The following is a 26,073-nucleotide window of genomic DNA, read 5'->3' as shown; positions in this document are numbered from 1 at the left end:
GCCATGCTCGGCAAGAGGCGTTACCAATAGAGGCCCCATGCCGAGCATGGCTCGGCACTACAGGTGAAGCGTTCGGGATTTCTGGGCAGGCCCCATGCCGAGCATGGCTCGGCACTGCAGGTGAAGCGTTCGGGATTTCTGGGCAGGCCCCATGCCGAGCATGGCTCGGCACTACAGGTGAAGCATTTGGGATTTCTGGGTAGGCCCCTGCCGAGCATGGCTCGGCACTACAGGTGAAGCGTCAGCGCTTGCAGTGGCGCTTGCCCAGGTCGCGGGCCAGAACCCAGACGACCAGCAGGTTGACTGCCAGCAGCAGCCAGGAGGCCCAGCCGGGGTGTTTGACGATGGCGTAGAAGTCCAGCGGCAGGTAGAGCGCGGCGGAAATACAGCCCAGCCAGGACGCCCAGGCCTTGGCGCGCCACAGGCCCCAGGCCTCGAGCGCGCGCAGCAACCCGTAGCCGACCAGAACGGCCGCACCCAGGTGCACGGTATCGGGAGTGATCATGCCCAGCAGCGAGGAGAACGCGCCGTTCTCGGGGTCACCGCCGACGCGGTGGATCAGGGCATTGATGATGTTGCGGAGCGGGGCAGGCCCGGAGAACTCCAGGCCGGCCGCAGCGAGAAAGGCCAGGACGGCCTTTCCCGCTTCCAGCAGCGCGATGGCTGCCAGTCCCGGATGCGCGTGCGGATCCGGGTTGTAGGGCGTGTTGCCGGTCAAGACAATCAGCCGCCGCGCGACGCCTTCTTGCGGTCGCTTTCGGTCAGGAACTTCTTGCGCAGACGGATTTCCTTCGGGGTGATTTCCACCAGCTCGTCGTCGTCGATGAAGTCCAGGGCCTGTTCCAGCGAGAACTTGATGGCCGGGGTCAGCTGGATCGCGTCGTCCTTGCCCGAGGCGCGCATGTTGGTCAGCGGCTTGGTCTTGATGGCGTTGACGGTCAGATCGTTGTCCTTGGAGTGGATGCCGATCAGCTGGCCTTCGTACACGTTGTCGCCTTCAGCAGCGAACAGCTTGCCGCGCTCCTGCAGCGGGCCCAGCGAGTAGGCCGGGGTGGCGCCCGGAGCATTGGCGATCATCACGCCGTTCAGGCGCTTGGCGATGGCACCCTGTTCCTTCGGGCCGTAATGGTCGAACACGTGGAACAGCAGGCCAGAACCCTGGGTCAGGGTCTTGAACTCGTTCTGGAAGCCGATCAGGCCACGCGCCGGGATTTTGAAGTCCAGGCGCACGCGGCCCTTGCCGTCCGATTCCATGTTCTCCAGCAGGGCCTTGCGGGTGCCCAGCTTTTCCATCACGCCGCCCTGGTGCTGCTCTTCGATGTCGACCACCAGCTGTTCGATCGGCTCCATCATCTGGCCGTCGATTTCCTTGATGATCACTTCCGGGCGCGACACGGCCAGCTCGTAGCCTTCACGACGCATGGTTTCGATCAGCACCGACAGGTGCAGCTCGCCACGGCCGGAGACCAGGAACTTGTCGGCGTCTTCCAGCTGCTCGACCTTCAGTGCCACGTTGTGCACGGTCTCGCGCTCCAGGCGCTCCTTCAGCTGGCGGCTGGTCAGGAACTTGCCGCCCGACAGGTCCTTGTTGCCGGCGAACGGCGAGTTGTTGACCTGGAAGGTCATCGAGATGGTCGGCTCGTCGACGGTCAACGGCGGCAGCGCTTCCGGGGTGTCCAGGGCGCAGACGGTGTCGGAGATGGTCAGCTCCTGGATGCCGGAGATGGCGATGATGTCGCCAGCCTGTGCTTCCTCGACTTCGATGCGCTCCAGGCCCATGAAGCCCAGCACCTGCAGGACCTTGCCCTGGCGCTTCTTGCCTTCACGGTCGATCACGGCCACGGCCTGGTTCTTCTTGACCTTGCCGCGCTGGATGCGGCCGATGCCGATCACGCCGACGAAGTTGTTGTAGTCCAGCTGGCTGATGCGCATCTGGAACGGGCCGTCGGCCTCGACTTCCGGCACCGGCACGTACTTCATGATCGCTTCGTACAGCGGGGTCATGTCGCCGTCGCGGACGGTGTCTTCCAGGCCGGCGTAGCCGTTCAGGCCGGAGGCGTAGACGATCGGGAAGTCGAGCTGCTCATTGGTGGCGCCGAGCTTGTCGAACAGGTCGAACACCTGGTCGATGACCCATTCCGGACGGGCGCCCGGGCGGTCGACCTTGTTGACCACGACGATCGGCTTGAAGCCCATCGCGAAGGCCTTCTGGGTGACGAAGCGGGTCTGCGGCATGGGGCCGTCCATCGCGTCAACCAGGATCAGCACCGAGTCGACCATCGACAGCACGCGCTCCACTTCGCCGCCGAAGTCGGCGTGCCCCGGGGTGTCGACGATGTTGATCCGGTTTTTGGTGCCGGTCTTCTTGTCTTCCCAGGTAATGGCCGTGTTCTTGGCCAGGATGGTGATGCCGCGTTCCTTTTCCTGGTCGTTGCTGTCCATCACGCGCTCGGCAAGTACCGTGCGCTCGGACAGGGTGCCGGACTGCTTGAGCAGCTGGTCGACGAGGGTGGTCTTGCCATGGTCGACGTGGGCGACGATGGCGATGTTGCGAAGATTTTCGATGGACATGCGAAAGACGGCCAGCCGGTGCCGTGAATGGGGAAAATGAGTTCGCCATTATACCGGTATGTGGGCCTTGTGCGAAAACTTCCCGTTCAGGCGTGTCACGCCGCCCGTTCAGCTGTGGTCCCGGCAGGTGAGGGCCAGGAGGGCAGCGACGCGGGCGAGGCCGGGTGTAAACTAGCGGGCTATTGAGAGTCGTCTTCTTTACAAAGGATTTCCATGTCCCTGATCGCCAACTTCGACACCTCCCGCGGCCTGATCAAGGTCGAGCTGTTCGCCGACAAGGCGCCGCTGACCGTGGCCAACTTCGTCAACCTGGTCAAGCATGGCTTCTATGACGGCCTGGCCTTCCACCGCGTGATTGCCGACTTCATGATCCAGGGCGGTTGCCCGGAAGGCTCCGGCCGCGGCGGCCCGGGCTACCGTTTTGAAGATGAGACCAAGAACGGTGTGCGCCACGAGCGCGGCGTGCTGTCCATGGCCAATGCCGGCCCGAACACCAATGGCAGCCAGTTCTTCATCACCCACATCAAGACCGACTGGCTGGACGGCAAGCACACCGTGTTCGGCAAGGTGCTTGAAGGCCTGGACGTGGTTGACGCCATCAAGCAGGGCGACGCCATCAACAAGATCACCCTGGAAGGCGATACCGACGCCGTGCTGGCTGCCAAGGCCGACCGCGTCGCCGAGTGGAACAAGATCCTCGCCGCCTGAATGACCCCGACGGCCACCTGAACAGGTGGCCGTTTCTGATTGCAGCCGGGTCGACGCGCCCGCGTCCGCCCTGCCTTACCCCCACAACCGCTTCTTAGCAGAGGAAACCCCCATGAAAGCACCCGTTCGTGTTGCCGTAACCGGCGCTGCCGGCAATATCGGTTATGCACTGCTGTTCCGCATCGCCTCCGGCGAAATGCTGGGCAAGGACCAGCCGGTCATCCTGCAGCTGCTCGAAATCGACAATGAGAAGGCCCAGGCCGCCCTGCAGGGCGTGGTCATGGAACTGGAAGACTGTGCATTCCCGCTGCTGGCCGGCGTGGTGACCACGGCTGACCCGCTGGTGGCCTTCAAGGACGTCGACGTGGCCCTGCTGGTTGGCGCCCGTCCGCGCGGCCCGGGCATGGAGCGCAAGGACCTGCTGCTGGAAAACGCCAAGATCTTCACCGTGCAGGGCAAGGCCCTGAACGCCGTCGCCAAGCGTGACGTGAAGGTGCTGGTGGTCGGCAACCCGGCCAACACCAACGCCTACATCGCGATGAAGTCGGCGCCGGACCTGAATCCGCGCAACTTCACCGCCATGCTGCGCCTGGACCACAACCGCGCCCTGAGCCAGCTGGCTGCCAAGACCGGCAAGACCGTGGACAGCTTCGAGCACTTCACCGTGTGGGGCAACCACAGCCCGACCATGTATCCGGACTACCGCTTCGCCACCACCGGCGGCGCCAAGGTTGCCGAGCTGATCAACGATCAGGAATGGAACGCCAACACCTTCATCCCGACCGTCGGCAAGCGTGGCGCGGCCATCATCGCCGCCCGTGGCCTGTCCTCGGCCGCGTCGGCTGCCAATGCCGCCATCGACCACGTGCATGACTGGGTGCTGGGCAGCAACGGCAAGTGGGTGACCATGGGCGTGCCGTCCGACGGCTCCTACGGCATTCCGGAAGGCGTGGTGTTCGGTTTCCCGGTAACCACCGAGAACGGCGAGTACACCATCGTCAAGGATCTGCCGATCGACGACTTCTCCAAGAAGTACATCGACATCACCCTGGGCGAGCTGGAAGAAGAGCGTGCTGGCGTGGCCGACCTGCTGTAACAGCGGTCGGTTGATGTGGTGGATGAAACGGGGAAGCTTCGGCTTCCCCGTTTTTGTTCTGCTGTTGTAGTGCCGAGCCATGCTCGGCAGGAGGCTTCACTAGTAGAGCCTCTGCCGAGCATGGCTCGGCACTACGCCCCCTCCCTTTCGCGCAGCGAAGGGGAGAGTTGGGGAGGGGTAAGCTTTTTGCCGGATTGACGGTCTATCGGTAAGGCCTCTGCCGAGCATGGCTCGGCACTACGCTCCCTCCCTTTCGCGCAGCGAAGGGGAGGGTTGGGGAGGGGTAAGCTTTTTGCCGGATTGACGGTCTATCGGTAAGGCCTCTGCCGAGCATGGCTCGGCACTACATTTTTCTCTTGGATATGACTGACAAGATCGCGTTGCACTACATCGACGAGGCGCTGCTGGTGGCGGAGAAGCCGGCCGGGGTGCTGTCCGTGCCCGGGCGCTTGCCGGAGAACCAGGATTGCGTCGTCTCGCGTTTGCAGCGGGAGTATCCGGATGCGTTGACCGTGCATCGACTGGATCAGGTGACTTCGGGGCTGATGCTGTATGCGCGGGGCAAGGTGATGCAGATTGCCTTGTCCAAGCAGTTTGAGCAGCGCCAGGTCAGCAAGCGCTATGAAGCGCTGGTGCAGGGATTGGTCGAGGGTGAATCCGGCGAGATTGATCTGCCGCTGATCTGTGATTGGCCGAACCGGCCAAAGCAGATGGTGAGCTTTGAACTGGGCAAACCGTCGCTGACGCGTTGGCGGGTGCTGGCGCGCGATGTCGCTGCGCAGACCACGCGGGTCGAGCTGGAGCCGGTGACCGGGCGCAGCCATCAGTTGCGCTTGCATCTGGCAAGCATTGGTCATCCGATCGCGGGTGACGTGATGTATGACGCGCAGCGCGCGTCGCGGGTTTGCCTGCATGCGCGACGCCTGGGGTTTGTGCATCCGCTGAGTGGCGTGCCTTTGGAGTTTGTTTCTGAGTGTCCTTTCTAAGGCGGAGGCTGTTCTTGCTAGAAGCTTCCCCTCACCCCAACCCCTCTCCCGTAGACGGGAGAGGGGCTAGTAATGCGTAGGCTGCCAGTGCACTAGCCCCTCTCCCGCTAGCGGGAGAGGGGTTGGGGTGAGGGCAAGCTTTTAGCTTTTGGCTCGTCGCCCAAGGCCCATAGTCCCGAAATTTCCGCCCCCGAGCCTTTGGTCTTAAGACCATCGTCGCAAGGAGTCCTCCCCATCCTCCGGACTATGCTCGGCACACAGTCAGGGAGTTGCCGGAGGGTGTCGTGCAGTACGAGCAGATCTACCGCCGTTCCATTGAAGAACCCGAAGCGTTCTGGGCTGAAGAAGCCAAGGCGATCCACTGGCATCGTCCGCCGCAGCGGATCCTGGACTACTCCAATCCGCCATTCCGGCGCTGGTTCGTCGGTGGCGAAACCAACCTCTGCTATAACGCGGTAGATCGGCATCTGGCCGAGCGCGCCGAGCAGTTGGCGCTGGTGGCCATCTCCACCGAAACCAACGTCACCCGCGAACTGACCTACCGCGATCTGTACCGCGAAGTGAATGCCTTCGCCGCGGTGCTGCTGAAGTTCGATGTCGGCCGCGGTGATCGCGTCGTTATCTACATGCCGAACATGGCCGAGGCGGTGTTCGCGATGCTGGCCTGCGCGCGCATCGGTGCGGTGCACTCGGTTGTGTTCGGCGGCTTTGCCGCGCACAACCTGGCGCTGCGCATCGACGACGCAAAGCCCAAACTGCTGATCGCGGCCGATGCTGGCATGCGCGGTGGCAAGGTCATTCCGTACAAGGCGATGGTCGATGCTGCCTGCGCTGAAGCCACTACGCCGCCTCCCAAGGTATTGATCGTCTCGCGCGGTCTGGATGCAGCCGAACCGCGCATCGCCGGCCGCGACGAAGACTACGCGCATCTGCGTGCGCAGGTCGGTGATGTCGAGGTGCCGGTGCAATGGCTGGAGTCCAATGAGCCGAGCTACCTGCTGTATACCTCCGGCACCACCGGCAAACCCAAGGGCGTGCAGCGCGATGTGGGTGGCTATGCGGTGGCGATGGCGCAGTCGATGCGCACCGTGTTCGACTGCGCGCCGGGGCAGGTGATGTTCTCTACCTCCGATGTCGGCTGGGCGGTGGGCCATTCCTATAACGTCTATGGTCCGTTGATCGGTGGCTGCACCTCGCTGCTGTACGAAGGGCTGCCGATCAATCCCGATGCCGGTATCTGGTGGGCGTTGTGCGAGCAATACGGCGTGCGCACGATGTTTTCCTCGCCCACCGCGATCCGGGTGCTGAAGAAGCATGACGTGGACTTCATCGATCGGCACGACCTGTCCGAGCTGAAGTACCTGTTCCTGGCCGGCGAGCCGTTGGACGAGCCGACTGCGAAGTGGATCACCGGGGCGTTGCACAAACCGGTCATCGACAACTACTGGCAGACCGAAACCGGCTGGCCGGCACTGACCTTGTTGCCGGGGTTGGAGATGAAGCCGGTGAAGTTCGGCTCGCCAGGATTTCCGAATCTTGGTTACAGGATGAAGGTGATCGACGAGCAGACCGGCGTCGAGGTGCCGGCCGGGCAGAAGGGCGTGCTGGTGATCCAGCCACCATTGCCGCCGGGCTGCATGAGCACGGTCTGGAACGATGACGAACGCTTCCTGAAAAGCTATTTCAGCCACTTCAAGGAGCTGCTGTATAGCTCGCTGGACTGGGCCATCCGCGATGACGACGGCTATACCTTCATCCTCGGCCGCACCGATGACGTGATCAACGTGGCCGGGCACCGCCTGGGCACGCGCGAGATCGAGGAGGCCATCTCCGCCCATCCGCGGGTTGCCGAGGCGGCGGTGATTGGTGTGCACGATGAGCTGAAAGGGCAGGTGCCGCTGGTTTTCGTGACCTTGAAGCACGCCCAGCCGAACGATGTTGCCGAGCATCTGGCGGCGGAGATGGTGCAGCAGGTCACAGGCTCGCTGGGCGCCGTGGCACGCCCGGCGCAGGTACATATCGTCAGCGCGCTTCCCAAGACCCGTTCGGGTAAGCTGCTGAGGCGTTCACTGCAGGCATTGGCGGAGCAGCGCGACCCGGGCGACCTGTCGACACTCGACGACCCGGGCGCCCTGGAGGAAATCCGCCGCGCGCTGGGGAAATAGCGCGCAACCAGGCCACCGGGCCGGGGTGTGGCGGTGCTCGCAAAGGGGGCGGTACGCAGGCAGAGATTGCTGCGGGTTCGGGAGCGGGGGCTCCCGAACGATGCGCGCGTACCGTATTGCGATGCACAAAAGAGGGAGGGGGGAATGGCATTCATCTATGCCAAGACGGCCGCTGGCCGCCTGGAGATCGAGAACCGTGGACTGAGGCTGGCACCGGCCTTGCGTTCGGTGCTGCTGCTGGTGGACGGCCAGCGCGATGAACGTGAATTGCTGCAGATGGCGCAGGGCCTGCGCGCGCCGGACGATGTATTGCTGCAACTGGCTGCCCAGCAGCTGATCGAAGCGATTGCCGGCAGCGCTGACAAAGCACCGACGTTGCCGATGACCACGCAGTTGGGCGATGACCCGCTGCGCTACCAGCAGCTGCGTGACTGGATGGCCGAATCGGTGCGCAAACACCTGGGCCTGAAGGGCTATCTGATCCAGTTGAAGATAGACCGCAGCAAGACGGCAGTCAGTCTGGAACAGCTGTGGCCGGAACTGGCCACCGCGCTGGGCAAGGCCAAGAGCCCGGCATTTGCCAGCCGCTGGTTGGAAGAAACGCGCGCACTGGTTGTGGGTTGAAGACGGCGGCGTCGCTGCATGCCGCCGTATCACCGTGACGGCCTGGGGCAGCAAGCGGCTGTGGCCGTGCATGGCACTATCATGGAGTCCAGTTCACCATGGGAGTGCCATGCATGGCGCAGGAAAACAGCGGCGATATCAGCACTGCGGGTTGGGACGCGATCAACGCCGCAATGGCGGCGCTGTACCCGGGGCAGGAGCCTCGGCATTTCGGCACGCTGCTGTCGCATACGCTGGGCGGCAACGATCCGTTGGACGGCATCAGCGTCTATTGGAGTGATGCGCCGCGGCCACATTGGCATTACGTCAGCTATGGATTTTCCGAGCTGTACGACAAGCAGAGCGAAGACGCGGACGAAAGCGGCTTCGGTTTCGAGCTTACGTTCCGTCTTGCGGCACAGGCAGGTGACGGCAAAAGCGGCGAGCCGCCGGCGTGGCCGATGAACCTGATGCAGAACCTGGCACGTTATGTTTTCAGCAGTGGCAACGTGTTCGAGGCGGGGCACCATCTCGACGCCAATGGCCCGATCGCGCTGGATACTGATACCCGGCTGCGGCACCTGGCCTTTGTCGCCGACCCGCAGTTGCCGGCCATCAATACCGCCAATGGCCGCCTCAATTTCCTGCAGCTGGTAGGGGTGACCGACGACGAGATGGCAGCGATCAGACGCTGGTCCACGCTCGGCGTACTGGCCGTGCTGGAGCCGGCGATGCCGCTGTGGATCACCGAGCTGGAGCGCGATTCATTGCTGCGCGATCCCGCCATTGCCGCGCAGCTGGACGTAGGCAGCCAGCGCGAAGGCTCCAGTACCGGCATGTTGTTTGTGGAAACACTGGACTGGTCGGTTGAAGGTGCAGTCACCACTCTGGTGCTGGGTGCAGGGCAGGTGCCCAGCGTGCTGGAACTGCTGCCGCTGCGGCTGCATCACGACAAGGCCCTGGTGCTGCTTGGCAAGGACCGCCAGTGGCGGTTCGAACCTGGACTGAGCGACGACATGCAGAGCGACGATGACAGTGCGCGCTGTGTGCTCTCCGATGCCAGCCTGCAGGCGATGCTGGATAGCGTGCGCGCCGAGCGCGGGCTCTATCCGCTAGCCACGGGCCAGCTGCAGATCGAGGTACGGCCGACGTTGCTGCGAGACGGGCAAGGGAATCCGATCCGCGAGATCGGATAATCCCGCGACCTTTGCGGCAGGCATTGTGCTGCCGCTTCAGCGCGGGCGTGCCGTGGGCAAGCCAAACGCGAATACCGCGCCATCGTCGCTGTCGAGCAGACGGATCTGACGACGGTGCAACTGCAGGATGCGGTGCACGATCAACAAGCCCAGGCCACCACTGTCCGGTCGCTGGCTGCCCAGCGCCGGTAGCGTGCTGAACAATTGATCGCGGCGTGCTGCGGGAATGCCTGGGCCGGTATCGGACACACTGACCTGCACATCGCCATCGAGCGCGCGCAACGCCACCGTGATGCGGCCGCCAGCCGGTGTATGCCGGATCGCGTTGTCCAGCAGGTTGGTCAGCACCCGCTCGATCAGGCCGAGGTCGGCTTCCACCGGCGGCAGGCCAGCGGGAATCACCGCATCGAGTTGCTGCTGGCGTGACTGCGCGGCCAATTCGAATTTCTGGAAGACGTCCTGGACCAGGTCCGGCAGCGAGAACGCCTGCAGTTCCAGTACCACGCCGCCGTGTTCCAGCCGCGCCAGCTCGAACAGCGCCTGTGCAAGCCGGCCGACCTTGTGGCTCTGCGACAGGGCGATGGCCAGGTAGCGTTGGCGTTCCTCGGCGCTGAGGCTGGCGTCCTTGAGCGCGAGGGTTTCCAGATAGCCATGCAATGACGACAGCGGTGTACGCAGGTCGTGCGACAGGTTGGCAACCAGTTCGCGGCGCTGCAGGTCCTGCTGGCGCAGCTGCTGCCATTGTTCGCTGACGCGCTGGCTGAGATGGGCAAAGCTGTGCTGCAGGACGCTCAGCTCGTCGCGTTCACCGGCACGCAGTGGTGTCGGCGGCAAGGGCACGCGCGGATCAGCGCTGTCCACATCGAAGGACTGGATGCGCCGGGTAAGTTGACGTAGTGGCCGTGTCACCCAGCGGAACGCGATCACCCCGGCCAGCACCCCGACTATCGCGACGATTGCCAACGACCAAAGTGTGGTGCGCAGGTTGCTGTTGGCGGCGATATCGGCAGCCAATGCTTCACGCTGCTCGCCTACCAGCACCACATAGATGTAGCCGACCTGGCGGCCCTGTACCCACAGCGGGGCGGCGTTGAATACCTTGCGGCCGCTGCTGCTGCGCGGGTCGTCGCCGAAGATCGGCAGTTTTCCGCCGTTGAGCAGTGCCTGCACCGGTGCCAGGTCAACGCGGTCCCGCTTGAGGTGGCCTTCCGGCGCGTCATGGCCGAGGATGCGGCCTTCGTCATCCAGCAGATAGACCTCGACGCTGGGATTGACCGACATCAGCTTGCCGAACAGGGCACGTACTTCGCCATCGCGGATGCCGCGCGCATCCATCAGCTCGCCGCTGCGGGCGATGTGCTCGGCCAGGCCGCGTGACAGGCGCTGCACGGTCTCCTGCTCGTGCATGCGGTTGCTGCGCATCTGTATCCAGGCCAGCGCGCCGCAGCAGATCAACAGCAACGCGCAGAACACCAGCGTCAGGCGCTGCGAAAGCGACAGCCGGTTCATGCCGTGCTCCCGTCGTCGCTCGCCAGTTTGTAGCCACGTCCCCACACCGTGAGAATGCGCTTGGGCGCTGCCGGGTCGTGCTCGATCTTGTTGCGCAGGCGGTTGATGTGGGTGTTGACAGTGTGTTCGTAGCCATCGTGTTGATGGCCCCAGACCTGGTTGAGCAGCTCCATCCGCGAATACACCTGGTCGGGATGGCGGGCGAAGAAATACAGCAGGTCGAATTCGCGCGGGGTGAGTTCCAGCGGGCGCACTTCCACCTGTGCGGTGCGTGCGACCGGGTCGATGCGCAGGCCGGCAACTTCGATCGCGCCAGCATCGATGCGTGCGTTCTGTGCCATCGCTTCCACCCGCCGCAGCAGGGCCTTCACCCGCGCCACCAGCTCCAGCATCGAGAACGGCTTGGCCAGGTAATCGTCGGCACCCAGTTCCAGGCCAAGGATGCGGTGCAGTTCGCTGGCGCGCGCGCTGGTGATGATGATCGGCGTGTAGCGCGTCATTGCGCGGGCGCGACGGCAGATTTCCAGACCGTCCACGCCGGGCAGCATCAGGTCCAGCACCAGCGCATCCCATTGCCCGCTTTCCAGCAGGCGCACGCCTTCATCACCGCTGGCCGCATGGGTGACCTCATAGCCTTCGTCACGCAGGTGCATGCGCAGCAGGTTGGCGATGTGGACATCGTCTTCGACGATCAGGATGCGTTTGCTGCTGCTCATCGACGCCTGCGGTCGTTGGGGATGACTGGCATTGTGCTTGGACCGGCGCGCGGATGTGTCACGAAGAATTTAACTCTGCGTGAGGATTCCTTGACCTGCCCGGGCGCAGCATGGCCACATCGTCCCTGGCTGGAGAACGTCCATGTCGCTCACCCGTCGCAAGCTGCTCGGTATCGGTGGCATGGCCGCCGCTGCTGGCGTGCTGGGCCTGACTGCCTGCAACGGTCCGGCACCGGCAGCACCCGCGCGCGGTGCCGTGTTCGAGGTGATGCGCAGCGACGCCCAATGGCGCCAGCTGCTCAGCCCCGCGCAATACACGGTGCTGCGCCAGCAGGGCACCGAGCGGGCCTTCAGCAGCCCGCTCAACAACGAGCACCGGCGTGGCACCTTCAACTGTGCGGGCTGCGCGCTGCCGCTGTTCTCCTCGGCCACCAAGTTCGACAGCGGTACCGGCTGGCCCAGTTTCTGGGCACCGCTGCATGGCGCGGTAGGCGAGGACCGCGATACCTCCTATGGCATGACCCGGGTGGCGGTGCATTGCCGGCGCTGTGGTGGCCATCTGGGCCATGTCTTCGAAGACGGCCCGCGTCCGACCGGCCTGCGCTACTGCATGAACGGCGTGGCCCTGCAATTCGTCGCGGCCTGAGCGCCGCTTCCCTCATTCAAGAAGGACGTTTCCATGCTCCTGTTGGTACTGGCCTATCTCGGCGGTGTACTCACCCTGCTCAGCCCCTGCATCCTGCCGGTGCTGCCGTTTGTGTTCGCACGCGCGGACCGGCCATTCCTGCGTAGCGGGCTGCCGCTGCTGGTCGGCATGGCGCTGATGTTCGCGGTGGTCGCCAGCCTGGCGGCGGTGGGCAGTCAGTGGGTGGCGCAGGCCAACCAGATCGGGCGTTGGATCGCGCTGGTGGTGATGGCGCTGTTCGCCGTCGCGCTGCTGTGGCCGGCGTTGGCAGACCGGCTGCTGGCGCCGCTGCAGCGTCTGGGCGCGCGCCTGGGCGCAGCCGCCGATGCCGGGCAGGGCGGCGTGCTGAGCTCGCTGCTGATCGGTGTTGCCACCGGCCTGCTGTGGGCACCCTGCGCTGGGCCGATCCTTGGCCTGATCCTGACTGGCGCAGCGCTGCAGGGGGCAAATGTCGGCACGACCGGCTTGCTGCTGGCCTATGCGCTGGGTGCGGCGACCTCGCTGGCCTTGGCGGTGTGGATAGGCGGGCGTGTGTTCACCGCCTTGAAGCAACGGCTGGGCGTGGGCGAATGGATTCGTCGTGGTCTGGGCATTGCCGCCTTGCTGGCGGTGCTGGCAATTGCGATGGGTTGGGACACCGGCCTGCTAACGCGGTTGTCCACGGTCAGCACGGCCAGGCTGGAACAGAAGCTGCTGGATGCACTGCCTGCGCAACAACCCGCTGCAGGCCCGGCGATGATGATGATGGCCGACGATGCCAAGGGCGATGCCAGCCTGCCGGTGGAAGGCGAGCTGCCGTCGCTGGCGGGTGCCACCGGCTGGTTGAACAGCCCGCCGCTGGATGCGCAGCAGTTGCGCGGCAAGGTGGTGCTGGTCGATTTCTGGACCTATTCCTGCATCAACTGCCTGCGTGCCATGCCCTATGTGCGCGAGTGGGCCGAGCGCTACAAGGATCATGGGCTGGTGGTGATCGGCGTGCATGCGCCGGAGTTCGCCTTTGAACGCGATCTGCGCAATGTGCAGCGCGCGGTGACGGACCTGAAGGTCACTTACCCGGTCGCCATCGACAATGATTTCGCGATCTGGCGGGGCTTCAACAACCAGTACTGGCCGGCGCATTACTTCATCGATGCGCAGGGACGCATCCGCGCCCATCATTTCGGCGAGGGCAACTACGCGCAGTCCGAGCAGATCATCCGTCAGCTGCTGCGCGAGGCCGGCAACAGCTTGCCGGGTGACACGGCACCGGCGATGCGCATGGCCGCTAATGGCGTCGAGCGGCAGGCGGACATGAGCAGTTTGAAGTCGCCGGAAACCTACATCGGCCATGGCCGCGCCGAGCACTTCGCCTCGCCGGGCGGCATGCACGCCGGGCAGGTCGCCGCGTACACCGTGCCGATGCAGTTGCAGCTCAATCAATGGGCGCTGGGCGGGCAGTGGCGCATCGGCGAGGAAGATGCACAGCTGGAACAGGCGGGCGGGCGTATTGCGTTCCGCTTCCATGCGCGTGACCTGCATCTGGTGCTGGCGCCGCAGGACCCGGCGCGGCCGGTGCGCTTCCGCGTGCGTATTGATGGTCAGGCGCCGGACGCCGCGGCTGGCAGCGATGTATCCGCGCAGGGCGAGGGCATGGTGGACCAGAACCGCCTGTACCAATTGATCCGCCAGAACGGCGACGTGCGCGAACGCACATTCGAGATCGAGTTCCTCGATCCGGGCGTGCGCGCCTATGCCTTCACTTTCGGTTGAATGGAGGAGACACGTGATGAGAATCGCCACGGACAAGCTGGTCGCCGGCGGCATCGCGGCGATGGTTGCCGGATTGCTGCTGACTGCGGTGTTCAGCATGGATCGTTCGGTGCAGGCTGCACCCGTAACGCCGGTGTCGATCAGGTTGCCAGCACCGACTGGCGCAGCTGACCTGCAGCAAGCCGGCGTCAAACAGGCAAAGGTGGTGTTTGCCGGCGGCTGCTTCTGGGGTGTGCAGGGCGTGTTCCAGCACATCACCGGCGTGGACAACGCGGTTTCCGGTTACATCGGTGGCAGCGCTGCCGATGCCACGTATACGCGGGTGAGCAGTGGCGGCAGTGGTCACGCTGAAGCCGTACAGGTCAGCTACGACCCTTCGCAGGTCAGCTACGGGCAGCTGCTGCAGGTGTTCTTCTCGGTGGTGCACGACCCGACCCAGCTCAACCGGCAGGGGCCGGACCATGGCAGCCAGTACCGTTCGGCCATCTATGCCGATGATGCCGCGCAGCGTGATGCGGCGCGCGCCTACATCGCGCAACTGCAGCGCAGCAAGGTGTTCGTCGCACCACTGGTCACCCAGGTCGACGGTGGCAAGGTGTTTCATGCGGCCGAGGACTATCACCAGAACTACCTGACCCTGCATCCGGAGTCGGCCTACATCCGCATCAATGATCTGCCCAAGGTCGCCGCGTTGAAGCAGCAGTATCCGGCGCTGTATCGCGAACGGCCGCGGCTGGTGATGCGCTTGTCGGCGCGATAGCAGCGGGGGAAAGCCACCAACGCAACGGGCCGCCGGTCATGCAACCGGCGGCCCGTGTATGTTCAGTGCTTATGCCTTGGATCAGCTCAGGCCTTCAGCCTTGAGCGCGGCCTGCACGGCCGGATCGGCCTGCATGCGCTGCTCGAAGCGGTCCAGTGCGTCCATGCCGGCAAGGTCGATCTTCAGCCCACGTGCCCAGCGCAGGGTCACATAGGTGTAGGCATCGGCAATCGACGCGCGCGGCGTGCCGCCCAGCCAGTCGACCTCGGCCAGACGGTCATTGATGCGCTGGTACAGGGCCGTCAGTTTCTGTCGCGAGTTTTCCTGGGTACGGGCGATGACCGCCTCGTCTTCCAGGTACTTGGTCGAGCCGAAGATCGGGTAGTAGGTCGGGTGCAGGTCGGCGTTGACGAAGGACAGCCAGCGGTTGACCTCGGCGCGCGTACGCGGGTCGCTGCCACCTTCCAGACCAGCGTCCGGGGCCTTGTCGCAGATGTAATGCAGGATGGCCGCGTTCTGGGTCAGGATCCAGCCGCCGTCTTCCAGCATCGGCACGGCGCCGGCCGGGTTCATCTTCAGGTACTCGGGCGACTTCATCGTGGCGTAGTCCACGATCTGCAGCTCGAACGGCAGGCCGGACCAGATCAGTGCGATATGGTCAGCCAGCGAGCAGGCGCCGGGCTTGGTATAGAGCTTCATCAGGGCTACCTCGGGAGGGGAAAGACCCGGGCATTATGGCCACAAGCGCGTAACGCAGTGTGTCCATGCCTGGCACAGACAGTGCGCCAGGCGTTCAGTCGGCTCAGGAAGCGCGCGGCTTCAATGACTGCACCTTATAGAAGGTATGTCCGCCGATGGTGGCGACCTGGTAGGCATTGCGCCAGCTTGGGCTGGCAATCGCATGCGCGGCGAAGTGGCTGGCACCGGGCACGATCTCCTTGCGCTGGCCATTGGGCAGGGCCCAGTTGCGCTCGGCGGCAAAGGCCACGTCCACGGCCTCGGCCCAGGCATCGTTGTTGCGCAGTTGGGTGCCGGGGGCGACCAGGGTCGGGGCGAACTGCTTGCGCGCGGTCACCACCTGGCACATCGAGTCACCCCACAGACCGCTGTCCAGCCGCCGCAGGGCGACTTCGGCCACGGCCTGCTGGCCGCGGAGGGTCTGGTCGCGGGCTTCCAGATAGACGGTGGTGCTCAAGCACAACGAATCGGCTGCTGGCTGCGGCAACATCTGCGACAGCCAAAGAATCCAAGCCAGTTTCATAAATCTCCTTGCTCCGTATGGGCCGCAGCCTGCCTGCCCCCGATGGGGAGCTGGACAGCGACGACTTGGCGTTATGGGGAGGCGGCCGTGGCATCGGGGCCGCCCCGTGGGCAGCCCTCAATCAGATTGGGAGGGCTGCGCCTGCTCACCGGAACTGGTGGGTGAGCGGAAGTTGGCGCAAGGTAGGGGGGCAATCCAAAACTCATCCTGAACGGTCTTTGTTGACATTCAGGTTTGTTGGAGGGGCTGTTTTCGCCGAGGGTACGCGTATTCAGGTTTATGCGGGCACAGCGGCGGGGTGAATCGGGGTCACGTCGATCCGCTGCTCAACGCCGAAATAAGTGAGAGTTCTACCCCATTTCTAGGCGACTGCTGCAACGAACGCGTCGCCGGGGAAGCGCTGTGCTTCCGTGATTGGGGGCGTTGATAGCGATGAGGGCGTTGAGCGAATCGTCCCGGGTGCGCTTGCGCTTACCCGGGCTACGACGGTGCTGTCCAAAATCGGACGGGGGGTTGTCTCAAAGTGCTGCGGCGAGGCGACTGCCCTGGTCGATTGCCCGCTTGGCGTCGAGTTCTGCAGCGACATCCGCGCCACCGATGACATGGACGCTGCGGCCGGTGGCCTGCAGGGCGTCGGCCAGCTCGCGGCGCGGTTCCTGACCGGCGCAGATCACCACGGTGCCGACGTCCAGCAGCTGCTCCTGGCCATCCACCCGGATGCGCAGGCCGCGATCGTCCACGCCCAGGTACTCGACGCCGCCGAGCATTTTCACGCCCTTGGCCTTGAGTGTGGCGCGGTGGATCCAGCCGGTGGTCTTGCCGAGCTTGGCGCCGGGCTTGCCGGGGCTGCGCTGCAGCAGCCAGACCTTGCGCGCCGGGGCCTCGGGCTGTGGCCTAGCCAGTGCGCCGCGGCTCTCAAAGCTGGCGTCCACACCCCACTCGGCCATCCAGCGGGCCGGGTCCAGGGCCGGTGACGGGCCTTCATGCACAAGGAACTCACCGACGTCGAAACCGATGCCACCGGCGCCGATGATGGCTACCTTGTCGGCGGCCTTGATCCGGCCCAGCAGCAGATCCAGATAGCTGACCACCATTGGATGATCGGCGCCGGGGAAGGCCACCTTGCGCGGACTGATGCCGGTGGCGATCACCACTTCGTCGAAACCGTTGAGTGCCTCGGCATCGGCGCGGGTGTTCAAGCGGACATCGACTCCGGTCTCGACCAGCTGATGGCGGAAGTAGCGCAGGGTTTCATGGAACTCCTCCTTGCCGGGGATGCGTTTGGCCACATTGAACTGGCCGCCGATCTCGTCGGCCGCATCAAACAGGGTCACCTTGTGCCCGCGGCTGGCGGCGACGGTGGCGCAGGCCAGGCCGGCCGGACCTGCGCCGACCACGGCAACGCGCTTGGGCGCGCTGGTGGGCAGGTAGACCAGTTCGGTTTCGTGCGCGGCACGCGGGTTGACCAGGCAGCTGGCGCGCTTCTGCTGGAACACATGATCCAGGCAGGCCTGGTTGCAGGCGATGCAGGTATTGATGGCCTCGGGCTTGCCGGCCTTGGCCTTGGCCGGCCATTGCGGGTCAGCCAATAGTGGCCGCGCCAGCGACACCATGTCGGCACCACCGCCGGCCAGGATGCCCTCGGCCACGTCCGGCATGTTGATGCGGTTGGTGGCGATCAGCGGGATGCCAACGTGCGGCTTCAGCTTGGCGGTGACAGCGGCGAAAGCGGCGCGCGGCACCGAGGTGGCAATGGTGGGGATGCGCGCCTCATGCCAGCCGATGCCGGAGTTGATCAAGGTAGCGCCGGCTGCTTCGATGGCCTTGGCCTGCTGCACGATCTCCTGCCAGTTGCTGCCATCCTCGACCAGGTCCACCAGCGACAGCCGGTAGATGATGATGAAGTCCGGCCCGCAGGCCTCACGGATGCGGCGCACGATCTCCACCGCAAAGCGCATGCGCTTGGCCGCGTCACCGCCCCAGGCATCGCTGCGGGCGTTGGTACGCGGGGCGGTGAACTCATTGATCAGATAGCCTTCCGAGCCCATCACCTCGACGCCGTCGTAGCCGGCATCACGGGCGTAGCGGGCGGCGCGGGCGTAATCACTTATATGGCGCTCGACGCCACCGGCCGACAGTGCGCGCGGGGTGAACGGGTTGATTGGCGCCTTGCGTTTGGACGGTGCCACCTGCAGCGGGTGGTAGCCGTAGCGGCCGGCATGCAGCAACTGCAGGCAGATCTTCGCGCCATGGCCGTGCACCGCTGCGGTCACCTGGCGGTGGCGGCTGACTTCCCAAGGCCAGGACAGCTTGCTGCCGAATGGGGTCAGCCAGCCGACCACATTGGGGGCGAAGCCGCCGGTCACCAGCAATGCCGCGCCGCCGGCCGCGCGCTCGCCAAAGTACGCCGCCAGCTTGGGGAAGTCGCGCGCGTGGTCTTCCAGCCCGGTATGCATCGAGCCCATCAGGATGCGGTTGCGCAGCTGGGTGAAACCCAAGTCCAGCGGGGCAAACAGGTGCGGATAGGCGGTGTCGTTGGCTGGCGTCATGGTGGATACGCTTGCGTATGGAATGGCCCATTCTGACTGGCAATGCGGCTGGCCTCAATCCTTCGCCCCCCACAACCGCCACTGGACACATCCCAAAAGGGTTACAGCGTCTTTACAATGCGCCGCCCCGCCGCGCAACGGACTGACTGCCGTGGAAACTCCATGCCTGTAATACCTTCCAACGTTGTCCCTTCAGAACGTGTTGTGCGGCTGTTTCCCCAGCTCTGGATGCTGGTGGTGGGGATGGTCGTGCTGGGCGGCCTGGCCCGCCTGTTCATGTGGTGGGACTACGCAGGCAGTGAGCGTGGTCTGGCCCTGCTGTGGCCGGCCATGACCCGTGGAATGCGTTATGACATGGTGGCAGGTGCGGTCGGTGCCGCGCTGGTCGGGCTGCTGACGGTTCCGGTCTGGCTGGCCGGGCGACGGGAAGCGGCGGTACGTCTGGCCCAGCACCTGTTGTTGGCGGTGCTGCTGCTGTTCGTGCTGCTCTCGCTATGTGAGCACTTCTATTACGCGTTCTATAAGACGCGCTTTGATCCCCTCGTATTCGGCATGTTCGAGGACGACACCGGGGCGATCCTGGGCACGGTCTGGGACGACTATCCGGTGATCCGCGGAGTAGTGGGCCTGCTGACGGTTGCTGGCCTGCTGTACTGGGCCATTCCGCGCAGCGGCACCTGGCTGGCACGGCGCTGGCCGCGTGGTTCCGGCCGGTGGACGCGCGCCCTGCTGCTGGTGCTGCAATGTGTATTGCTGGTCCTGCTGGCACGCGGCAGTGTCGGCAACTTCCCCTTGATACGAAGGGATGTGACGGTATCGGCTGACCCCTTCGTCAACGCGCTTGTGCTGAACGCACCACTGACGCTTTACCGTGCGGCCCGCACGCGCGCCAAGGAGACGGACATCGGCAACGATCCGCTGGTAGGCGTGAAGCGGCTTGGATTTGCCGACCTTGGGGAGGCGGCCAAGGTGGCGGGGCTGGCCTCGGCGGATCCGCAGGCACTGCAGGCGGTATTGTTCCCGGTTGCGCCCGGGCAACCGCGCGGGCTGGCGCAGTCACCGCATGTGGTGCTGGGTCTGCTCGAATCGTTCGGCCAGGACCTGCTGTATACCGACAGCAAGGACAACGACATGCTCGGCCGCCTGCGTGCCGAGTTGCCCACCGGCCAGTGCTTCGACAATTTCATTGCGGGCCAGAACGGCACCCATCCGGAACTGGAGAACCTGATACTGGGCACGCCGATCACCCCGCTGGCGCTGGGCAGCAATGCCCGGCTGGCGTTCGATACCTCGGCGGCATTGCCGTTCAAGCGCGCGGGTTACCGCTCCGTGTTCATCTACGGCGGCGGCAGTGATTGGCGTGAGCTCGGCACCGCGCTTCCCAACCAGGGCTTTGACCGGGTGTACGACGCGCGCGACATCAAGGCGCGTTTTGCGCAGGCGAGCGGTACCGAATGGGGCTTGTATGACGCTTGGCTGTTCCGCTTTGCGCAGACCTTGTTGAGCGAGGCCGATGCCCGTGGCGAGCGCTTGTTCATGGTGCTGCTGACGACCAGCAACCATCCTCCGCACGTCCTGGATACCCCCCGTCGGGAATACCCGCTGGATCCGGCCGCATTGGGGCCACGCGCGCTGGCCGATACGGGCGAGCTGCGGAAAATGTTGGCTACCTATCAGTACCAGGCCGATGAACTCGGCGGTTTCTTGCAGCAGCTGCGCGAGCAAGCCTTGGGCGAACGCACCATCGTGGCGATGGCGGGCGACCACAATCTGCGTTCGCATTACCGTTATGACCTGCCGGCCGAGCAGGTGGACGTGGATCGGGTGTTCGCCTGGCTACGCGTGCCACCGGCCTTTGCGCCGGCCGACAGCGTGCCGGATACCCAGGCCTTGGCCGGCCATGCCGACCTGCTGCCCACCCTGGTGGCACTGGCGCTGCCGGGCCAGCGCTACTTTGCCACCGGGCGCAATCTCTGGCAGGCCGCACCCAACGGCGGAGAGGCGCTGGCGCAGTTCGACCGCCTGTATACCCGCAGCGGTCTGTTGTTCCCCTTGGACAAGCCGCGCCTGCACCGCTGGCGTGATTCCCGCCACCTGCAGGTTCAGGGCGAAGCGCCGGATCCGGTCAGTGCTGCGCAGGTGCGGCAGGCGGCGGCCTGGGTTGCCTTGCGTGACTGGCATATCCGCCAGCAGGTATTGCGCAATCGACGCTGACGACGCGCCCCGTTGATCACGCGGTCGGGGCAGCGGCCGTTGCGCGCGGCTGGCGATCAAACAAGGGCAGGGTGACGCCGCACAGGGGCCCGATCAGCAAGGCGAAGGCCAGCGTGCCCCAGCCGACATTGCCGCCCAGCCACCAGCCCACCGCCAGCGCGCAGGCTTCGATCAGGGTGCGCACCTTCCAGATCGGCCAACCGGTGCGGGCGTGCAGTCCGGTCATCAGGCCATCGCGCGGGCCCGGCCCGAAACGCGCACCGATGTAGAGCCCGGTGGCCACGGCCAGCAGTACAAGCCCGGCGGCGAACAGCAACAGCTGCCACCACAGGCCCTGCGCCGCCGGCAGCAGGTCCAGGCCGAGCTGTGCGCTGGGACCGATCAGCAGCACGTTCAATACCGTGCCCAGTCCGGGCTTCTGCCGCAATGGCAGCCACATCAGCAGGACGCAGACACCGACCAGATTGGTGATCACGCCGAAGCCCCAGCCACTGCGCAGGGCGATGCCCTGGCTCAGCACGTCCCACGGGGCAATGCCGATGCCGGCACGGATCATCAACGAGGAGGCGATACCAAACAGGAACAAGCCCAGCAGCAGCTGCAGCAGGCGTGACACAAGGCGCAAGGAGGACATGACGGGCCGCAAGGTGCTGGCTGCCGCTGACGGGCAGCCTCGATGGAGGGACGCCTGCGCCAGACGCAGTGCCGCGCTGGCGCAGGAGAAGCCGGTGGGTTCTAGTCCCAGCCTTCCAGTGCCAGCTTGCCGATGGTGCTGCCGGCTTCCAGCTGACGGTGGGCTTGGCGCAGATGCTCGGCGTTGATCGTGCCAAGGCGTTCGCTCAACGTGGTCCGCAATTCGCCGGCGTCGATCAGGCTGGCAGCGCGGGTCAGGATGCGGTGCTGCTCGATCATATCGGCAGTGCGGAAGCGGGCCCGGGCAAACATGAATTCCCAGTGGATACCGATGCACTTGGCTTTATAGGGATCGCCGATGCGCAACGCACCGGCAGGCTCGACGATCAAGCCGACATGGCCTTGTGGCGCCAGCAGCTCCCCCAGCTGTTGCCAGTACAGATCGGTGTTGGCGAGGTTGAGTGCTGCATCCACGCTGTTGATACCCAGCGCCTGCAGCTGCGTGGCCAACGGCTGGCGGTGGTCGATGACATGCGCCGCGCCCATCTGCTCGCACCAGGACACGCTTTGCGGGCGCGAGGCGGTGGCCACCACGGTGAAGCCGGCGTGGCGGCCGAGCTGGATCGCCATCGAGCCGACGCCACCTGCGCCGCCGATGATCAACAAGGTCTTGCCGACATTGCGGCGGCCGTCCAACTGGTAGGGCATGCGCTGGAACAGCAGTTCCCACGCCGTAAGCGTGGTCAGTGGCAGTGCCGCCGCCTCGGCGAAATCCAAGGTTGTGGGCTTGCGCCCGACCAGACGTTCGTCGACCAGCTGCAACTGGGCGTTGCAGCCCGGGCGGGTGACGTCGCCCGAGTAATAGACCTCATCGCCGACTTCAAATGCGCTTACTTCCGGGCCGACCGCGACAACGGTGCCGGCGGCGTCAAAGCCCAATATCCGTGGCGGATTCTCTTCGCCGGTTTTGGGCGCGCGGAGTTTCGTGTCTACCGGATTAACAGAAACTGCTTGAACCTGAATGAGAAGATCCTGGCCTTGCGGGGCCGCCGGGACCGGTAGGGTCAGATCCAGCAGAGCATCCGGATCATCGATGGCAAGGTAGCGGGTCAGGCCGATTGCTTTCATGCGGAAAAGTTCCGTTGCGGGGGAGCAAAATCATCATACCGAGCAAACGGTTCAGCTGGCGGTAACTGGGGGCGTAAGCCCCGTTTATTAAGGGTTTGTCATCTGAAACGAGCTGCGGCGCAGCATTTTCCCCGGAAGCCTTGCGACAGCTGGCTCTTGCGTCCTTTGATCAAGCTGTATACGTTGCGCCAAGCCGGACACGTAGGGGTCTGGTGGTCGCTGCATTTGTTACGAGCCTGTTAACATCGTCTTCACGGCCAAGCGCATAATGTGCACCGCGATGGCGTGAGGAAACGGCCGTCTCTGAACGCGACGAAGATTATCGCTGTGCTGGACCATGCCTCTACCGGTTTCATACCCCCGAAACAAGGAGCTGTATTTCATGAACAAGAAGATCCTTACTGCCGCGCTGCTCGGTGGTCTGGCTTTCGCCCAGGCCGCTTCGGCTCAGGAATTTGACGACCGCTGGTACCTGACCGGTTCGGCCGGTTTCAACTTCCAGGACGGCGATCGTGGCACCAACGACGCTCCGTTCGCCACGCTGGGTCTGGGCAAGTTCATCAGCCCGAACTGGTCGCTGGACGGTGAACTGAACTATCAGAACCCGAACTTCGACAACAACCAGGACCAGAACTGGTCGCAGTACGGCGTTTCGCTGGACCTGCGTCGCCACTTCATCCAGGAAGGCCGCGGCTGGAACCCGTACCTGCTGGCAGGTCTGGGCTACCAGAAGTCGGAAGAAGAATACCTGTCCGGCGCTGAGCTGAAGGATCGCAAGGACGGCAACCTGGCTGCCAAGGTCGGCGTTGGTCTGCAGACCACCTTCGAAAAGCGCGTCGCTGTGCGTGCTGAACTGGCTTACCGCGCTGACTTCGACGACCAGAGCATTGCTCCGCGCGCCGCTGGCGGCAAGCAGGAAGATTGGTTCGGCGACGTGCTGGCTTCGGTCGGCGTCGTGATCCCGCTGGGCCCGGCTCCGGTCGCTGCTGTTGCTCCGGCACCGACCCCGGTTGCTCCGAGCTGCGCAGACCTGGATGACGACGGCGACGGCGTCAACAACTGCGACGACAAGTGCCCGACCTCGCAGCCTGGCCAGACCATTGGTCCGGACGGTTGCCCGGTGCCGGTCTCGATCGACCTGAAGGGCGTGAACTTCGACTTCGACAAGGCCACCCTGCGTCCGGACGCCGTGTCGATCCTGAGCGAAGCCACCGAGATCCTGAAGCGTTACCCGGATCTGCGCGTTGAAGTTGCCGGTCACACCGACTCGAAGGGTACCGACGCTTACAACCAGAAGCTGTCCGAGCGTCGCGCCAAGGCTGTGTACGACTACCTGACCACCAATGGTGTGTCGGCATCGCGCCTGCAGGGCCCGATCGGCTACGGCGAGAGCCGTCCGATTGCTCCGAACACCAACGCTGATGGTTCGGACAACCCGGAAGGTCGCGCAAAGAACCGTCGTACCGAGCTGAACGTCCAGAACTAATCGGACGCTTCGGTTTCAGTACTACAGTTTGAGAACAAGGCCCGGCATCTGCCGGGCCTTGTTTTTTTTTGCCCATGCGAATTCAGCGGGCAATTTGTGTGACGTTGGCAGGCAATCGCGGTTTGCGCGCATTTAACGGTTGAAAGCGCTGCGGGCGCTGCCTACACTCGCCGCGTTAACTTGCCGAATGGAAATCCAATGCTGCGTATCGCTCTGGCTGGTCTTGTCGCCCTGGCATCTGTGCCTGCCGCCCATGCAGCCGTGGATTGCTCGGCCAGTGCGGTGACGCCGGCGCCGCTGGCCACCTCGCTGATCGCACCGGTCGCTTCGGAGCTGTACGTGCGTCCGGGCCAGTTGGGCATGCCGTCTGGCGTATTGAGCGGAGCCGGCGGTGAGGAGCAGTCGCTCGACCGCGTGCTGATGCGCCTGCGTGTCGAGAGTTGCAACAACGTCGCCAACGCCATCCCGGCACGTCCGGCGATCAATGCCAACGATCCAACCGCCTACAAGCCGCAGACCGAGTTCGACAATACGCCGTGGCGTTTCGACATGAGCCAGAACGGCAAGCGCATGACTGCCGAAGAATTTGACGCGTGGATGAAGGCGCGCGGCGTGCGCGTGGTCAAGGCGCGGCCGGCAGCCACCGATGCGGCGGCTGCACCGGCTGCCGCGCAGCCTGCTGCCGAGGTCAAGTAAGGCGGCAACGGCTGCCTGCAGACCTAATGGCGTCATCCAAGCCTCCGCGTCACCCGCCCGCCCGCCGCGCAACGCCCGGCGGGCGTTTGCTTTCGCGTGCATCCAACAACGCAACGCCTTCTCGCAACGCTGCCGCAGGCGGGGTTCGGCATGGCCTGGCACGGGTGCTGTCAAAGGCGGGCGTGTGCTCGCGCACCGAGGCGACTCGGCGGGTGCTTGATGGTCGCGTCAGCGTCGATGGCAAGGTGGTGCGCGACCCGGAGTTCCCGGTGGTGGCGGGTCGTCAGCAGGTAATGCTGGATGGGCATTCATTGAGCGCGCCGCGCCGCCTTTACCTGGCCTTGAACAAGCCGCGTGGCCTGGTGACCACGGTGCAGGACGAGCAGGGCCGCGATACCGTCTACCAGTGCTTTGAAGGCGCCGGATTGCCGTGGATGGCACCGGTGGGGCGATTGGACAAGGCCAGCGAAGGCCTGCTGTTCTTCAGCAATGATCCGGAATGGGCGGCACGTCTCACCGAACCCAGCACCGGCCCATTGAAAACCTACCGGGTACAGGTGGATGCTGTGCCGGACGCGGCGCTGCTTGCGCGCATGCAGGTGGGTATCGAGGACGAAGGCGAACGCTTGGCGGCGCATTCGGTACAGCTGCTGCGGCATGGCGAACGTACCGCGTGGCTGGAGGTGGTGCTGGATGAAGGGCGCAACCGCCATATCCGGCGCCTGCTCAAGGGCCTCGGGTTGGAGGTGCTGCGCTTGATGCGCGTCGCGATTGGGCCGGTACAGCTGGGCGAGCTGGGCAAGGGCCAATGGCGTGAACTGAGCGCGGCGGAACTGAATGCGCTGGGCGCTGCCAGCAAGACTGGGCATGCAAACAGAAATGACTAATTTCAATTAATTCAGGCAAATAGCTGCACTTGCTTAGATGGTGGATTAGACTGCGACTCTAATTCCTTGAGGTTATTGCCATGCAAGCTCTTTCCCGTGTCTCTGGCATCGTTCTGGTAGCGGCTTCGGTTGCGGTGCTGGCCGGTTGCGCTTCTTCGGGCAAGAAGGCCGCCAAGCATGACGACAAGCCGATTGAAGTGCGGGTGGAAACGCCGGTGGCCGAGAAGGATGCACTGGGCAATTACCGTTTCATGATGCAGCAGGGCGAGCAGAAGATGAGCGCCGATCAGTTCGATGCCTGGATGAAAGCCAATGGCATCCGCGTCGCCAAGGGTGCTGCTGTGCCGGCGCCTGCCGCGCCTGCCAAGAAGAATTGAACTGTAGTGCCGGGGCCGGAGGGGGTGCGGTTTGTTAATGGTCAGCACTATGCTAAACGCAGTATACACAGCCCGAATAAACACAAAAACACAGAGCG

General features: G+C 64.5%; 23 protein-coding genes. 14 read left to right on the top strand and 9 right to left on the bottom strand.

Going from position 1 to position 26,073, the window contains the following annotated elements; all coding sequences use genetic code 11:
• Positions 1–241 precede the first annotated feature (241 nt).
• Both ACVOLQ_RS18730 and typA read right to left on the bottom strand, forming a co-directional pair.
• Complete coding sequence (locus ACVOLQ_RS18730) at positions 242–718, bottom strand: DUF2127 domain-containing protein (protein WP_481528920.1); 477 nt, start codon at positions 716–718, stop codon at positions 242–244.
• A 5-nt stretch (positions 719–723) separates the two neighbouring features.
• A complete protein-coding gene (typA, locus tag ACVOLQ_RS18725) occupies positions 724–2,571 on the bottom strand; it encodes a translational GTPase TypA (RefSeq protein ID WP_481528919.1) in 1,848 nt (615 codons plus the stop codon).
• Positions 2,572–2,784: 213 nt separating this feature from the next.
• Here typA and ACVOLQ_RS18720 point away from each other — a divergent pair, with 213 nt between their 5' ends.
• From ACVOLQ_RS18720 to ACVOLQ_RS18695, 6 genes are all read left to right on the top strand, one after another.
• The gene (locus ACVOLQ_RS18720) at positions 2,785–3,279 is read left to right on the top strand and encodes a peptidylprolyl isomerase (protein WP_313401550.1); all 495 of its coding nucleotides are present in this window, start codon (positions 2,785–2,787) and stop codon (positions 3,277–3,279) included.
• Positions 3,280–3,391: 112 nt separating this feature from the next.
• The gene (locus ACVOLQ_RS18715; protein WP_481528918.1) at positions 3,392–4,375 is read left to right on the top strand and encodes a malate dehydrogenase; all 984 of its coding nucleotides are present in this window, start codon (positions 3,392–3,394) and stop codon (positions 4,373–4,375) included.
• A gap of 362 nt (positions 4,376–4,737) precedes the next feature.
• Complete coding sequence (locus ACVOLQ_RS18710; RefSeq protein ID WP_481528917.1) at positions 4,738–5,361, top strand: RluA family pseudouridine synthase; 624 nt, start codon at positions 4,738–4,740, stop codon at positions 5,359–5,361.
• A gap of 284 nt (positions 5,362–5,645) precedes the next feature.
• The gene (gene prpE, locus ACVOLQ_RS18705) at positions 5,646–7,526 is read left to right on the top strand and encodes a propionate--CoA ligase (protein ID WP_481528916.1); all 1,881 of its coding nucleotides are present in this window, start codon (positions 5,646–5,648) and stop codon (positions 7,524–7,526) included.
• Between the two features lie 144 nt (positions 7,527–7,670).
• Entirely contained in the window at positions 7,671–8,150 is a 480-nt protein-coding gene (locus ACVOLQ_RS18700; protein ID WP_313173757.1) for a hypothetical protein, read from the top strand.
• A gap of 113 nt (positions 8,151–8,263) precedes the next feature.
• Entirely contained in the window at positions 8,264–9,325 is a 1,062-nt protein-coding gene (locus ACVOLQ_RS18695) for a suppressor of fused domain protein (RefSeq protein WP_481528915.1), read from the top strand.
• 36 nt (positions 9,326–9,361) lie between these two features.
• On the opposite strand, the gene ACVOLQ_RS18690 is transcribed toward ACVOLQ_RS18695, so the two are convergent.
• Together ACVOLQ_RS18690 and ACVOLQ_RS18685 are read right to left on the bottom strand one after the other, a co-directional pair.
• Complete coding sequence (locus ACVOLQ_RS18690; protein ID WP_481528914.1) at positions 9,362–10,834, bottom strand: sensor histidine kinase; 1,473 nt, start codon at positions 10,832–10,834, stop codon at positions 9,362–9,364.
• On the bottom strand, positions 10,831–11,550 hold the full coding sequence (locus tag ACVOLQ_RS18685; protein ID WP_481528913.1) for a response regulator transcription factor: 720 nt from the start codon (positions 11,548–11,550) through the stop codon (positions 10,831–10,833). The genes ACVOLQ_RS18690 and ACVOLQ_RS18685 overlap by 4 nt, the downstream gene beginning before the upstream one ends.
• Positions 11,551–11,692: 142 nt before the next feature.
• Here ACVOLQ_RS18685 and msrB point away from each other — a divergent pair, with 142 nt between their 5' ends.
• The 3 genes from msrB to msrA are packed head-to-tail and all read left to right on the top strand — an operon-like array spanning position 11,693 to position 14,744.
• Complete coding sequence (gene msrB, locus ACVOLQ_RS18680) at positions 11,693–12,196, top strand: peptide-methionine (R)-S-oxide reductase MsrB (protein WP_481528912.1); 504 nt, start codon at positions 11,693–11,695, stop codon at positions 12,194–12,196.
• Between the two features lie 33 nt (positions 12,197–12,229).
• Positions 12,230–13,984 (top strand): cytochrome c biogenesis protein DipZ, encoded by a 1,755-nt coding sequence (locus ACVOLQ_RS18675; protein WP_481528911.1) that lies wholly within the window; start codon positions 12,230–12,232, stop codon positions 13,982–13,984.
• Between the two features lie 16 nt (positions 13,985–14,000).
• Entirely contained in the window at positions 14,001–14,744 is a 744-nt protein-coding gene (msrA, locus tag ACVOLQ_RS18670; RefSeq protein ID WP_481528910.1) for a peptide-methionine (S)-S-oxide reductase MsrA, read from the top strand.
• A gap of 81 nt (positions 14,745–14,825) precedes the next feature.
• Here msrA and ACVOLQ_RS18665 read toward each other — a convergent pair whose 3' ends face one another.
• The 3 genes from ACVOLQ_RS18665 to ACVOLQ_RS18655 all read right to left on the bottom strand — a co-directional run bounded on the left by ACVOLQ_RS18665 (position 14,826) and on the right by ACVOLQ_RS18655 (position 18,554).
• Entirely contained in the window at positions 14,826–15,443 is a 618-nt protein-coding gene (locus tag ACVOLQ_RS18665; RefSeq protein WP_481528909.1) for a glutathione S-transferase N-terminal domain-containing protein, read from the bottom strand.
• A gap of 103 nt (positions 15,444–15,546) precedes the next feature.
• A complete protein-coding gene (locus ACVOLQ_RS18660; RefSeq protein ID WP_057629626.1) occupies positions 15,547–16,005 on the bottom strand; it encodes a cell wall hydrolase in 459 nt (152 codons plus the stop codon).
• 518 nt (positions 16,006–16,523) lie between these two features.
• Positions 16,524–18,554: a 2,4-dienoyl-CoA reductase FMN-binding domain-containing protein gene (locus ACVOLQ_RS18655; protein ID WP_481528908.1), complete on the bottom strand. Its 2,031-nt coding sequence runs from the start codon at positions 18,552–18,554 to the stop codon at positions 16,524–16,526.
• Between the two features lie 204 nt (positions 18,555–18,758).
• On the opposite strand from ACVOLQ_RS18655, the gene ACVOLQ_RS18650 reads away from it, so the two are divergent.
• Positions 18,759–20,768, top strand: coding sequence for an LTA synthase family protein (locus ACVOLQ_RS18650; RefSeq protein WP_481528907.1), 2,010 nt, complete (start codon positions 18,759–18,761; stop codon positions 20,766–20,768).
• Between the two features lie 16 nt (positions 20,769–20,784).
• On the opposite strand, the gene yczE is transcribed toward ACVOLQ_RS18650, so the two are convergent.
• Both yczE and ACVOLQ_RS18640 read right to left on the bottom strand, forming a co-directional pair.
• Positions 20,785–21,402, bottom strand: coding sequence for a membrane protein YczE (gene yczE / locus ACVOLQ_RS18645; protein WP_313173767.1), 618 nt, complete (start codon positions 21,400–21,402; stop codon positions 20,785–20,787).
• A 101-nt stretch (positions 21,403–21,503) separates the two neighbouring features.
• A complete protein-coding gene (locus tag ACVOLQ_RS18640; RefSeq protein ID WP_481528906.1) occupies positions 21,504–22,529 on the bottom strand; it encodes a zinc-binding alcohol dehydrogenase family protein in 1,026 nt (341 codons plus the stop codon).
• Between the two features lie 382 nt (positions 22,530–22,911).
• Between ACVOLQ_RS18640 and ACVOLQ_RS18635 the strand changes: the two genes are divergently transcribed.
• From ACVOLQ_RS18635 to ACVOLQ_RS18620, 4 genes are all read left to right on the top strand, one after another.
• Positions 22,912–24,015: an OmpA family protein gene (locus tag ACVOLQ_RS18635; RefSeq protein ID WP_313173769.1), complete on the top strand. Its 1,104-nt coding sequence runs from the start codon at positions 22,912–22,914 to the stop codon at positions 24,013–24,015.
• 198 nt (positions 24,016–24,213) lie between these two features.
• Positions 24,214–24,711: a hypothetical protein gene (locus tag ACVOLQ_RS18630; RefSeq protein ID WP_481528905.1), complete on the top strand. Its 498-nt coding sequence runs from the start codon at positions 24,214–24,216 to the stop codon at positions 24,709–24,711.
• A 26-nt stretch (positions 24,712–24,737) separates the two neighbouring features.
• Positions 24,738–25,598, top strand: a complete 861-nt coding sequence (locus ACVOLQ_RS18625; RefSeq protein WP_481528904.1) for a pseudouridine synthase — start codon at positions 24,738–24,740, stop codon at positions 25,596–25,598.
• Between the two features lie 80 nt (positions 25,599–25,678).
• The gene (locus ACVOLQ_RS18620; RefSeq protein WP_313494628.1) at positions 25,679–25,975 is read left to right on the top strand and encodes a hypothetical protein; all 297 of its coding nucleotides are present in this window, start codon (positions 25,679–25,681) and stop codon (positions 25,973–25,975) included.
• The last annotated feature ends 98 nt before the right edge of the window (positions 25,976–26,073 follow it).

It is taken from the genome of Stenotrophomonas sp. STEN031 (assembly GCF_056759975.1).
Note: the sequence above shows the minus strand (reverse complement) of the source record. Positions and strands in the feature narration are given on the sequence as shown.